Origin of the sequence: Citrobacter sp. C348 (genome assembly GCF_047467975.1) — a bacterium.
GTDB lineage: Bacteria > Pseudomonadota > Gammaproteobacteria > Enterobacterales > Enterobacteriaceae > Citrobacter > Citrobacter gillenii.
In genome coordinates, this window is sequence record NZ_JASJUJ010000008.1 from 118498 (window position 1) to 130844 (window position 12347).

Here is a 12347-nt window from a genome sequence, read left to right on the forward strand (position 1 = left end):
GAAAGGAGGGCCGGGTGAACTTGCGCCACCCGGCGTCAGCTAATCTGCATTCTGCGCCAGTTGGGGGGTCAACACCTCAATAAATGCTTCCAGTTGTCGCGTCATCGCTCCCCGACGCCAGACCAGCCATGTATTGAGCCAACGCCAGTTTTCACTCAACGGCCAGGCGTTAACTTGATGGTGTCCCGGCATACTTTCCAGCATCGATCGCGGAATCAGCGCAATTCCCGCCCCGGCAATCACGCAGGCGAGCATGCCGTGATACGACTCCATTTCATGGATGGTGCCCGGCATTGCGCGATCGGCGTGAAACCAGCTTTCAAAATGGCGGCGGTAAGAGCAGTTCGCGCGAAAGGCATAAATACTGCAGCCGTTAACGTCGCTGGCCCGCTGTATGGGGGCGTGTCCGTGAGGGGTAACGATCATCATCTCCTCAAGGTAGACCGGCATGCCTTCCAGTCCCGGGTGGGTGATCGGGCCGTCGACAAAGGCGGCGCTCAGCGTCCCCTCCAGTACACCGTCCAGCATGGTGCCTGAAGGCCCTGTAGCCAACGCAAACTGGATTTTAGGGTAGCGTCGATTATATTCAGCCAGCGTCGCGGGAATGCGTACGGCAGCGGTGCTTTCCAGCGAACCGAGAGAGAACAGTCCCTGCGGCTCATCGCCAGCAACGACCATGCGTGCTTCCTCTACCAGGGCAAGGATCCGCTGGCTATAGCGCAAAAAATTGTGCCCGGACGGGGAAAGTCGCAGGCGCTGGTTTTCACGAATAAACAGATCGACGCCAAGGTCGGCTTCAAGCTGGCGAATACGCGTGGTGAGATTGGACGGCACACGATGTACCTTCGCGGCGGCCTGCGTAATGCTGCCGGTTTCCGCCACCGCATTGAACATTTCCAGTTGCGTCAGATCCATTATTTTTCTCTATTCGTGAATGGTGTAGTTAATATTATTCATTTTTCAGAAAGAGTAAATACGCTCATGATATGACCATACCCTGCAAAAAGAGAGACAGCTATGACCATCACATCAGCAACACATGCGATTTCCGTCAATCCTGTGAACGGCGAAAGGTTAACGGCGATGCCGTGGGCTAGTCGGGATGAGATTGCCCATGAGCTTGATCTGGCCGCCAGTGGATTTAATGAATGGAAACACACCACCGTGGCGCATCGGGCGCAGATGCTGCGCAAGGTTGGGCACGCTCTGCGCCAGCGTGCGGAAGAGATGGCGCAGTGTATCTCACGGGAAATGGGGAAACCGATAAAACAGGCTCGTGCAGAAGTGGCGAAATCCGCGGCGCTGTGTGACTGGTATGCAGAGCATGGACCTTTGATGCTTAATCCTGAACCAACACAGGTGGAGAATAACCAGGCGGCGATCGAATATCGTCCTCTGGGCACTATTCTGGCCGTTATGCCGTGGAACTTCCCGCTGTGGCAGGTCATGCGCGGTGCAGTGCCTATTTTATTGGCCGGGAATGGTTACCTGTTAAAGCATGCACCGAATGTAACCGGGTGCGCCGGTATTATTGCGCAGGCGTTTGCTGATGCCGGTATCCCGCAGGGGGTATATGGCTGGGTGAATGCCGATAACTCGGGCGTTAGCCAGATGATCAACGATCCGCGTATTGCCGCCGTTACGGTAACGGGAAGTGTGCGAGCCGGGGCGGCAATTGGTGCTCAGGCGGGGGCGGCGCTGAAGAAATGCGTGCTTGAACTGGGTGGATCCGATCCGTTCATTGTCCTTAACGATGCTGACCTCGATCTGGCCGTGAAGGCGGCAGTCGCCGGTCGTTATCAGAATACCGGGCAGGTTTGTGCGGCAGCGAAACGTTTTATTGTTGAGGAAGGGATTGCGGCAGAATTTACTCAGCGTTTTGTGGCGGCGGCCAGTGCGCTAAAAATGGGCGATCCTCTGAATGAGGAAAACGATCTCGGCCCAATGGCACGCGTTGATCTGCGTGATGAACTGCATCAGCAGGTTGAGGCTTCGCTGGCTCAAGGGGCGACGTTGTTACTCGGTGGCGAAAAAATTGCCGGAAAAGGTAACTACTATGCCATCACGGTTCTTGGTGACGTGACACCTGAGATGACCGCTTTCCGCCAGGAATTGTTCGGCCCGGTAGCAGCAATTACCGTTGCGAAGAACGCAGAGCATGCGTTAGTACTGGCGAACGAGAGTGATTTTGGCTTGTCGGCAACGATTTTCACCGCTGATGAGACGCTGGCGCAGAATATGGCTGCACGCCTGGAATGTGGCGGGGTATTTATCAATGGTTATAGTGCCAGTGATGCCCGCGTTGCGTTTGGCGGGGTGAAGAAAAGCGGCTTTGGTCGGGAGCTTTCGCACTTTGGCCTGCATGAGTTTTGTAACGTGCAGACCGTCTGGAAAAACCGTATCTAATCTTCAGGGTGTCTCCACACGGGACACCCGTCCACGCATATCATCTGCATCCTGACGCGGTGCATTCAGCTCTGTTATACTCGCAGGCCTTTCAGACCTGCGAGCAAGGAGCATGTTGTGGCCAGGGCCATGGACAATTCAATCTTAGAAACCATTGTGCAGCAGGTTCGCCCGCTGATTGGTCAGGGGAAGGTCGCTGACTACATCCCCGCATTAGCCTCCGTTGATGGTTCCAAACTGGGTATTGCCATTTGTACCGTTGATGGTCAGCACTATCAGGCGGGTGATGCGCAAGAACGTTTTTCAATTCAGTCGATCTCGAAGGTGCTCAGTCTGGTGGTGGCGATGCGTCATTATCAGGAAGATGAGATCTGGCAGCGAGTAGGCAAAGATCCGTCAGGACATCCGTTTAACTCTCTGGTACAGCTGGAAATGGAGCAAGGAATACCGCGCAACCCGTTTATTAATGCCGGGGCGCTGGTGGTTTGCGACATGCTGCAGGGGCGTCTGAGTGCGCCACGTCAACGCATGCTCGAAGTCGTACGGGCGCTAAGCGGTGTGCCGGATATCGCCTATGATGCGACAGTTGCCCGCTCTGAGTTTGAGCATTCGGCACGTAATGCGGCCATTGCCTGGCTGATGAAATCCTTTGGCAATTTTCAACATGATGTAGCCACCGTTCTGCAAAACTATTTCCACTACTGTGCGCTGAAAATGAGCTGCGTGGAGCTGGCGCGTACCTTTGTCTTTCTGGCTAATCAGGGGCATGCCTTTCATCTCAATGAACCGGTGGTCACGCCGATGCAGGCCCGACAAATTAATGCGCTGATGGCGACCAGTGGTATGTACCAGAACGCCGGTGAATTTGCGTGGCGAGTGGGGCTGCCGGCAAAATCCGGGGTGGGGGGTGGTATCGTGGCGATCGTGCCGCATGAAATGGCGATAGCGGTCTGGAGCCCGGAACTGGATCCGGCAGGGAATTCACTGGCAGGTATTGCGGTGCTGGAACAGTTAACCCAACAGATGGGGCGTTCGGTTTACTGATGAACTCGCTCGAACCGTTGTTTTCCCGACTGGCGAAATCGACCTTTCGTTCACGGTTTCGCCTTGGTGACAAAGAACGACGCTATTGTATGGAGAAAGGCGCGCCGGTGATTGAGCAACATGCCGCCGATTTTATTGCCAAACGCCTGGCGCCTGCATTCCCGGCCAACGACGGTAAGCAGACGCCGATGCGCGGGCATCCGGTATTTATTGCCCAGCATGCGACGGCAACCTGCTGTCGCGGCTGCCTGGCAAAATGGCATGATATTCCTCAAGGGCAGGCGCTAAGTGCAGAACAGCAACGTTACGTTGTCACGGTAATTTATCACTGGTTAGTGCGGCAAATGAACCAGCCATAGATAACATAATCCTATGAGAAGACCCCTTGTGTTGCGAAAAAGTTAAACGCACTATCATGGGGACTATCTGAGGAGAAAAAAATGGCCACTGGTACCCCCTGCATCGTGCTGAGCGCACAACAGATTGTGTCGAGAATCGACGAGCTTTGTGACGTTCTTGAACAGTGCGTGAATGACGGTGCATCTGTAAGTTTTATACACCCCTTCAATCGCGATAAGTCACTGTCATTCTGGACGGGCGTTGCGCAAAGCGTTGCTCGTGGCGAGAGAATTGTGCTGGCGGCTGAAAACACGCAGGGTATCCTGGTGGGAACCGTCCAGCTTATTGTCGATCAACCTGAAAACCAACCGCATCGTGCCGACGTCGCCAAATTACTGGTGCATCCGTCTGCACGACGAACGGGTATCGCCCGGGAATTGATGAACGCGCTGGAAACGTGTGCGCGTCAACAGCATAAAACTACGCTGGTGCTCGACACGGCCACCGGTAGCGCTGCGGAGTTGTTCTACCACAATTGCGGCTGGCAAAAAGCGGGCATGATCCCCAACTACGCCCAAATGCCGGATGGAACGCTGACGGGCACCACACTTTTCTATAAATCATTGTAATTTGTTACCAGGGATTGATCAAAACAGGGTTTCAAGGTATTAAAGTTTGCTAACCTATTGGACCAATTCAATCAGGTTGTATGACTAATCAAAAAGGGAACCCATTGTGCAAACACTAAATCGTCGCGATTTTCCCGGTGCTCACTATCCTGAACGCATCATTCAGTTTGGTGAAGGAAACTTCCTGCGCGCCTTTGTTGACTGGCAAGTTGATTTACTGAATGAACATACCGATCTGAATTCTGGTGTGGTCATTGTTCGTCCTATCGAAAGTACATTTCCGCCATCACTGAGCACGCAGGATGGTCTCTATACCACCATCATTCGTGGTCTGAATGAAAAGGGCGAAGCCGTCAGCGACGCGCGTTTAATTCGCTCGGTTAACCGTGAAATCAGCGTCTATAGCGAATACGATGAGTTCCTGAAACTGGCGCATAACCCTGATATGCGTTTTGTTTTCTCCAATACAACGGAAGCCGGGATCAGTTATCACGCGGGCGACAAGTTCGACGATGCGCCTGCGGTAAGCTATCCGGCCAAGTTGACCCGCCTGCTGTTTGAGCGTTACAGCCATTTTGACGGCGCGCTGGATAAAGGCTGGATAATCATTCCTTGCGAACTGATTGATTACAACGGCGATGCGCTGCGTGAACTGGTGCTGCGTTATGCGCAGGAGTGGGCGTTGCCGGACGCGTTCGTGCAGTGGCTGGACAAGGCTAACGCATTTTGTTCTACGCTGGTGGACCGCATCGTTACCGGTTACCCGCGTGACGAAGTGGCCACGCTGGAAGCCGAGCTGGGTTATCACGATGCATTCCTCGATACTGCAGAGCACTTCTACCTGTTTGTGATTCAGGGGCCGAAGTCATTAGCGACTGAACTGCGTCTGGACAAATATCCGCTGAATGTACTGATTGTTGATGATATTAAGCCGTACAAAGAGCGTAAAGTTGCCATCCTTAACGGTGCGCACACCGCGCTGGTACCGGTAGCCTACCAGGCAGGGCTAGACACGGTGGGTGAGGCGATGAATGACGCAGAGATTTGCGCTTTTGTCGAAAAAGCCATTTACGAAGAGATCATTCCGGTGCTCGATTTACCGCGTGATGAGCTGGCATCATTCGCCAGCGCGGTGACCGGACGTTTCTGCAACCCGTACATCAAGCATCAGCTGTTGTCGATTGCCCTGAACGGAATGACTAAATTCCGCACGCGTATTTTGCCGCAGTTGCTGGCAGGGCAGCAGGCCAATGGTCAATTGCCGGCGCGTCTGACGTTTGCGCTGGCGGCGTTGATTGCTTTCTATCGCGGCGAGCGTAACGGTGAGTCTTATCCTGTTCAGGATAATGCCCACTGGATTGAGCGTTTCCAGCTGCTATGGAGTCAGCACCACGATCGTCAAATAAGCACGCAAGCGTTGGTCCACTCGGTACTGGCGGTCAACGAGCACTGGGAGCAGGATCTGACGCAGGTTCCCGGTCTGGTTGAACAGGTTTCTGCCGATCTGGACGCCATTCTGTCCAACGGTATGCGCGAAGCCGTGAAGCCACTGTGCTAAAATAGTCACATAATTACCCGGTTTAGGCCGGGTTTTTTATACCTGTTTATTAGTTACAACATACAGTGTGCTTCTTAAATACAGTTACCGTCTGAGACTGTAGCGCCTCATTTGTTCAGACAGGTAAAAAGGCGGGATTTAGTGCGGTGAGGTGCTTGCAACATTGATCGCGATCACGTTTAATGGCGCGGCTTTCACATTTTCCGAAGATAACTATGATTGTTCGACCTCAACAACACTGGCTGCGTCTGATATTCGTCTGGCATGGTTCAGTGTTATCGAAGATTTTCTCGCGCCTGCTGCTGAATTTTCTGCTTTCCATTGCCGTTATCATCATGCTGCCATGGTATACGATGCTGGGTATCAAATTTACCCTGGCGCCATTCAGCATCCTGGGCGTTGCTATTGCTATCTTTTTAGGCTTTCGCAACAACGCCTGTTACTCGCGCTACGTTGAGGCTCGACACCTGTGGGGACAATTAATGATTGCCTCCCGTTCGCTACTGCGTGAGGTAAAAAATACATTACCGGACGACGCTGAACTGGGGCAGTTTGTACGTCTGCAAATCGCCTTTGCCCACTGTTTACGCATGACCTTGCGTCGTAACCCGCAGGCGGAACCATTAGCGAAATATCTCAGTGCCTCAGATTTGCAAACTGTCTTTGCCTGCCAATCACCTGCCAACCGTATTCTGCTGTTGATGGGGGAGTGGTTAGCCGTACGCAGGCGTAATGGCGAGCTATCTGACATATTATTTCACAGTTTAAACAATAGATTAAATGATATGTCGGCGGTACTTGCAGGTTGTGAGCGGATTGCTAATACACCGGTGCCATTTGCCTATACCTTGATCCTGCATCGCACGGTCTATCTGTTTTGTATCATGCTGCCATTCGCATTGGTGGTCGATCTGCACTATATGACGCCGTTCATTTCCGTGCTGATTTCATATACGTTTATTTCTCTCGACACGTTGGCAGAAGAGCTTGAAGACCCGTTCGGCACGGAGAATAACGACTTGCCGCTGGATGCGATTTGTAACGCGATTGAAATTGATTTGCTGCAAATGAACGATGAAACGACTGTACCTGCTAAACATATGCCCGATAAGCACTATCAACTGACATAACCGAATCAATTTTCGCCATGTCCTTTTTGCCACCATACCGGCATCATATCGGAAAAAGAGTGAAACTGTGGCGCCAGATTCTCATCATCGGGATCGTCAAATCCCCCGGCTAACAGGGCAATAATCGGGGCGTCATCGATGGCGCCCACGGAACTACCACACTGTGGGCAAAAGGCTCGGCTGGATATTTCTGATGATCGCCAGGTAGCAGGTTGACCCGCAATGCCCGTCCATTCTACGTTTTCAGCGTTAAATTCAATCCACACTACGGTGGGCGCACCCGTATGTCTGCGGCAAATATCACAGGAGCAGGAATGTGAGTTGTTGGGATTCGTTGCGGTAAAGCGTACCGAACCACACAGGCAACCGCCAGAATAGATTTTAGACACGACGACTCTCTTCAGCGAAACGTTATCTGACACTAGCAGATGACAAGCCTCGCCACTAGAAGCACATCTTAAAAAAGCGATGGCGCGCATACACATTGAATAATGCGGAGAAAACAGATTATTAAATGAACGACAATCAGGGGTTGTCAATGTGTAGATTCATTTATCTCTCAGAGGCGGAATAACATTCACAAAATAGATAATTCACCCCATAAACCCATTGAAAGTTTATTCATGGCGTTCGTATAAAAAATCCATGTCGTCAGGAAGATCAATCTGCTGACGCTTTAAAAGGATATACGCACGATAATCAGGAGGATTATCTATGAAAAACCTTCACCGAAATTCCGCAAAGCGCCCGAGCCGATTGGCGGTCCTTCCTGGAATACTGTTAGCGTCAACGGGGCTGATTGTTCCGGTAGATGTCTTCGCTGAAGAACGGCTTTGTGAGCGCGAATCAGCAGCCTTATGCGCAGAAAATAAAGGCCGTGCATTACTGACAGCTCAACCATATATACCGGCTAATACCACCAGTGACGCAATCATCAATAATGGCGTCTATGTTGTGCTATCGAAAACAGAAAATACTGATGCCGTTTGGGAAAACTTCAGCGGCCTGACCGTCGGGAAAGAGAGCGCAGGTACACTTCTCATTGATGGTCGCACGATTTCTTCGCTCACCGGTTCAATTGGTCGGGGAAGTGCCGGCATTGTGACCCTGACCAATGGGGCAATCTGGTTACTGAGAGGGGGAAATCTTGTTTTAGGGACTAACAGCGGCAGTGGCCGCTTATTGGTGGAGCTTGGCAGCCAAATAAGCGGAATTAATGAACTCCGCATCGGCGAATTTTATGCCGGTGCCTACGGCAGCGTCGTTATTGACGGTGCGAAATCTACCGTTAAGACGAACTGGGTCGTGGTGGGCGATCAGGACACCGGCAAGCTCGATATTCTTAATGGTGGGCAACTGGTCGCGACCGAACACATGAATATCGGCTATGTCGGCAAAACCGACCGCAATAACCTGTTTGGTAACGGTACCGTCAGGGTTGATGGTGAGGATTCATTGCTCGACGTCGCTAAGCCGATTTTGCTGGGGGGATACGGAACCGGCAACAATGATGCACGCGGCGTGCTAACCGTGAGTAATGGTGGCACAGTAAAATCCGGAAAATATTTATGGTTAGGCGTCGGTAAGGGAAGTACAGGCATTGTCAACGTAGGGTCTGAAGAGGGGGACGTCGCGCAGCGCGCTGGCGTCATTAACGTTCCGTGGATCTATCTTGGCGATACTGCCGACAATACCAGCACCGTTCAACTGAATTTTAATCATAACAGTGACGATTTTTCACTCGCAGCCGATATAACCGGACGTGGTCAGGTCAATCATAATGGTCCGGGAACTACATTATTATCGGGAAATAACGCCTACACGGGCACCACGTCGCTACGCAACGGTACGCTGCGGGCTGGCAGCACGGATGCCTTTAGCCGCAACTCAGATTTCACTGTGGATGAGACGGCGACAGTCGATCTGAATGGTTTTAATCAGACTATCCGCTCGCTGTCGCTCGACGGTACGCTCAGTTTTGGCCAGCCGGGAACGGACGAGGCACTGAAACGTTCCAATAGCATCCTGACCGTTAGCGGTAATTACAGCAGCAACAATGGTCTTCTTATCCTCAATACAACAGAAGATGCCGTGCAACAAAAAGCGGTGGTGAATCAACTTCATGTGATGGGGAATACTTCAGGGACCACCCGTGTCGCTTTGCAGGCCCTGGGCAGCCAGACGGTCAGTAATCTCAATGGTGCACGGGTAGTGCGGGTAGACGGCGAATCAGGTGGTGAGTTTGTTGCAGTTGGCCGTTTGATCGCGGGCGCCTATGATTACGCGCTACTGCGGGGAAATAATACGGATGATTCCGCACTCATTCCTGATTCGAATCACTGGTATTTGACCAATACCTGGACTCCTCCTGAAGAACCGATAAGTGACCCAGAAGAGCCTGCTATTGATCCCGACACACCAGAGTTACCAGTCCAACAAGAAGAACCCGCTTCTCACGATTCGGTTTTACGCCCTGAATTAGGCGCCTACCTTGCGAATAAATCGGCGGGAAATACGCTGTTTACGACACGTTTGCACGATCGTCTGGGCGAAAGTCACTATATTGACCCTATAACAGGTGAGTCAGACGTGACCAGCATGTGGTTACGCAACGTCAGTGGGCATACCCGGTTTCGTGATAGCAGCGGGCAGTTGAAGACGCAAAGTAGCCGTTATGTTCTGCAAATAGGCGGCGATGTCGCACAATGGAGTTCAGACGAGGTTGATCGCTGGCATCTGGGCGTCATGTTCGGCTACGCAAACAGTCAAAGTAATACGCGGTCAGACATCAGCCATTACCGCGCTGACGGTTCGATATCAGGTTACAGCGCCGGACTGTACGCAACCTGGTATGCCAACAATGTGCAGAAAAGCGGGGGGTATCTTGACAGCTGGATGCTTTATAACTGGTTTGATAACACCGTTCGCGGTGAACAACTGGCGACAGAGAGATATCGCTCACGAGGGGTGACCGCCTCGCTTGAAGCAGGATATGCCTTTAAGTTGAAGGAGACGGCACGCCTGAGTTACTGGCTACAACCTCAGGCTCAGTTGACCTGGATGGACGTATCGTCTGACGATCATCAGGAGGCAAACGGCACCGTGATCAGAGATAAAGGCAAAGGGAATCTGCAAAGCCGATTGGGGGTTAAAGCGTATTTGCGAGGCTATAACCAACGTGACGAAGGAAACGACCGGCTTTTTCAGCCATTTATTGAAACTAACTGGCTTCATAATTCCCGCAATTTTTCGATATCAATGAATGAAATACAGGGTGACGTTGATGGCGCAAAAAATATCGTTGAACTCAGAGCAGGTGTTGAAGCGAAAGTAAATACGCGTCTGCACCTTTGGGGAAACGTAGGTCAACAAATTGGCGACAGTGGTTACAGTGATTCTCAGGCAATGTTCGGTGTGAAGGTGTTATTCTGACAACACCCGCATCCTAAATCAGGATGCGGGGTGTTTATGTCGCCACTATCATTCGCGCGCGGAAGAAGTATTAACTAAAAGTGTTAATTCACAAAACGCATAATAATATTACGCTGTGAAAATATACCGACAGGCGTGTTACAAGGTTATTTCATCTAACAAAAAGACAGTGCTTAAGATCAATTAACTCCTGCGTACTATCATGTAAAAAAGTAATAGCGCGTCGAATCGCTAATATCTCTATATTGTTCATCTTAAAATCAACACTGCATTAACCCATGAGATATATTTCATTCCCGTTTTTTACAATAAAGCATTTGACGTTGCTTATCCTCTTTTTATGAATAGTGAATAAACAGGTTAATTTTATGATAAATCACTCAAATAGGGCAGGTGAACAAGCCCGACAAAAGCACGATGGTCATTTTCATATTCCAGATGAGATCCGCCATCTTGGTGATATGTCGCTTTACAGGGCGGTAGCCTGGTGGGGGTTTCTGCGTAAAACTGAGTTTACTCGGGATGATGTTAGCCTGGCGTTTCAGATAGATTTGAGGCGTTCCAGTGGCATACTTAACTATATTTGTCATCGACATGAGTATGATGATATCGCATTTGAAATACGTAAAATCCCAGTACAGGGCGGTTGTTGTCAACTTGCTGTACGAATTCTCAAGGTAGCAACGTCCCCGACATTGGTAAAAAAACCAGAAAAAAGCAGCAATACCAGAAAGGACGTGAAAAAAAACAATCAACTGAACCAGCTTATGGCCCGTTGGATGTTATCAAGGCCGGCTGGTAATAATGCAACACAATTGGAAGCATGGAAAGCGGGGTGCCCAATTTATGATAATAATATCAAACCCACCGAAGAGTAATTGTTGAATAATCACCTTTCGAAATAAAATAATACCAGCTAAATACTATTTCTATTTACCCACATTAGCCTCTGCAATGAAAGGCCAATGCAGGTATAAGGGGGTTAAAAATCGCGTCTGGCAACAATAAACAAACGTGGAAATGACAGCAAGATTTTGCCGTTTTCTTGCAGCGGATATTGCTCCTGCAGAAGTTCATGGTATCGAGCCAGATACTTTCGTTGCTCACTTTCGCTCAGATCTTGCAACCAGGGACGTAAGCCTGTCGCACTGACCCAGTCGATAATCGACTGATGTGAATCCATAATGTGGTAATAGGTCGTGCGCCAAATATCAACGTCACATCCCGCTTCAGTCAAAATATCATAATAAGCATGCACGCCGGGAAGAGGCGATCGACCGCGATCGGGATAATCCTGCTCATAGGCGACTTCACGCATTAAAATATGTGTCGGCTCCAGCCAATTATCCGGCATTTGCACAGCAAGTACGCCGTTACGGTGTAACTGCGAGACAAGATATGGGAATAATTCGTAGTGATCGGGTACCCACTGTAATGAAGCATTCGCATAAAGCAGATCAAGAGGTTGCTCCGCCCGGAACTCGCTGATATCTGTTTCAACAAAATGACAGTTCGGTAAGGTTGCACGCGCCTCGTTGAGCATATTTGGCGAAGAGTCCACGCCTGTTATGTTGGCCGAAGGCCATCGTTGATACAGTAATGACGTGCTATTTCCCGGACCGCACCCCAGATCGGCGACTGAACGAACATTTTCTAACGCTACTCTGCTCAATAATTCTGCTGCGGGTCTTGAGCGTTCGCTGCCGTATTGCAGATAAAGTGCAGGGTTCCAGTCGGCCATGTAGCTATCTCCTGTGTCGTATTCAATCTTCACGTTAAGCGTACGACATTATGGGCAGATTTTGTTTA

The 12347-nt window shown here is 50.6% G+C and carries 11 protein-coding genes; 8 read left to right on the forward strand and 3 right to left on the reverse strand.

The annotated features are described in order from the left end of the window. Positions 1-39 precede the first annotated feature (39 nt). Positions 40-915 (reverse strand): putrescine utilization regulator PtrR, encoded by an 876-nt coding sequence (gene ptrR / locus QNN86_RS15935; RefSeq protein WP_414211663.1) that lies wholly within the window; start codon positions 913-915, stop codon positions 40-42. A 102-nt stretch (positions 916-1017) separates the two neighbouring features. Here ptrR and sad point away from each other — a divergent pair, with 102 nt between their 5' ends. The 6 genes from sad (at position 1018) to QNN86_RS15965 (ending at position 7106) form a co-directional block, all read left to right on the forward strand. Beyond that, the gene (sad, locus tag QNN86_RS15940; RefSeq protein WP_414211665.1) at positions 1018-2406 is read left to right on the forward strand and encodes a succinate-semialdehyde dehydrogenase; all 1389 of its coding nucleotides are present in this window, start codon (positions 1018-1020) and stop codon (positions 2404-2406) included. Positions 2407-2523: 117 nt separating this feature from the next. Beyond that, the gene (gene glsB / locus QNN86_RS15945) at positions 2524-3450 is read left to right on the forward strand and encodes a glutaminase B (RefSeq protein ID WP_096757076.1); all 927 of its coding nucleotides are present in this window, start codon (positions 2524-2526) and stop codon (positions 3448-3450) included. Next, the gene (locus QNN86_RS15950; RefSeq protein WP_117343108.1) at positions 3450-3809 is read left to right on the forward strand and encodes a DUF4186 domain-containing protein; all 360 of its coding nucleotides are present in this window, start codon (positions 3450-3452) and stop codon (positions 3807-3809) included. The genes glsB and QNN86_RS15950 overlap by 1 nt, the downstream gene beginning before the upstream one ends. 81 nt (positions 3810-3890) lie before the next feature. Further along, positions 3891-4418, forward strand: coding sequence for a GNAT family N-acetyltransferase (locus QNN86_RS15955; protein WP_117343109.1), 528 nt, complete (start codon positions 3891-3893; stop codon positions 4416-4418). A gap of 106 nt (positions 4419-4524) precedes the next feature. Continuing rightward, on the forward strand, positions 4525-5976 hold the full coding sequence (locus QNN86_RS15960; RefSeq protein ID WP_414211668.1) for a tagaturonate reductase: 1452 nt from the start codon (positions 4525-4527) through the stop codon (positions 5974-5976). 215 nt (positions 5977-6191) lie between these two features. Next, a complete protein-coding gene (locus QNN86_RS15965) occupies positions 6192-7106 on the forward strand; it encodes a bestrophin family protein (RefSeq protein ID WP_275943280.1) in 915 nt (304 codons plus the stop codon). Between the two features lie 5 nt (positions 7107-7111). Here QNN86_RS15965 and QNN86_RS15970 read toward each other — a convergent pair whose 3' ends face one another. After that, positions 7112-7495, reverse strand: a complete 384-nt coding sequence (locus QNN86_RS15970; RefSeq protein ID WP_115258515.1) for a GFA family protein — start codon at positions 7493-7495, stop codon at positions 7112-7114. 325 nt (positions 7496-7820) lie between these two features. On the opposite strand from QNN86_RS15970, the gene QNN86_RS15975 reads away from it, so the two are divergent. Next, entirely contained in the window at positions 7821-10538 is a 2718-nt protein-coding gene (locus QNN86_RS15975; RefSeq protein WP_414211671.1) for an autotransporter outer membrane beta-barrel domain-containing protein, read from the forward strand. A 368-nt stretch (positions 10539-10906) separates the two neighbouring features. Continuing rightward, positions 10907-11416 (forward strand): CaiF/GrlA family transcriptional regulator, encoded by a 510-nt coding sequence (locus QNN86_RS15980; protein ID WP_414211673.1) that lies wholly within the window; start codon positions 10907-10909, stop codon positions 11414-11416. Positions 11417-11520: 104 nt separating this feature from the next. Here the strand turns inward: QNN86_RS15980 and tam are convergent, their stop codons facing one another. Beyond that, a complete protein-coding gene (gene tam / locus QNN86_RS15985) occupies positions 11521-12279 on the reverse strand; it encodes a trans-aconitate 2-methyltransferase (protein WP_414211675.1) in 759 nt (252 codons plus the stop codon). Positions 12280-12347 lie beyond the last annotated feature (68 nt).

Excerpts from the sequence above, each read along its gene's own strand:
- ptrR (WP_414211663.1), bottom strand. The coding sequence starts at position 915 with ATGGATCTGACGCAACTGGAAATGTTCAATGCGGTGGCGGAAACCGGC.
- sad (WP_414211665.1), top strand. The coding sequence starts at position 1,018 with ATGACCATCACATCAGCAACACATGCGATTTCCGTCAATCCTGTGAAC.
- QNN86_RS15980 (WP_414211673.1), top strand. The coding sequence starts at position 10,907 with ATGATAAATCACTCAAATAGGGCAGGTGAACAAGCCCGACAAAAGCAC.
- tam (WP_414211675.1), bottom strand. The coding sequence starts at position 12,279 with ATGGCCGACTGGAACCCTGCACTTTATCTGCAATACGGCAGCGAACGC.
- QNN86_RS15975 (WP_414211671.1), top strand. The coding sequence starts at position 7,821 with ATGAAAAACCTTCACCGAAATTCCGCAAAGCGCCCGAGCCGATTGGCG.
- QNN86_RS15955 (WP_117343109.1), top strand. The coding sequence starts at position 3,891 with ATGGCCACTGGTACCCCCTGCATCGTGCTGAGCGCACAACAGATTGTG.
- QNN86_RS15965 (WP_275943280.1), top strand. The coding sequence starts at position 6,192 with ATGATTGTTCGACCTCAACAACACTGGCTGCGTCTGATATTCGTCTGG.
- QNN86_RS15950 (WP_117343108.1), top strand. The coding sequence starts at position 3,450 with ATGAACTCGCTCGAACCGTTGTTTTCCCGACTGGCGAAATCGACCTTT.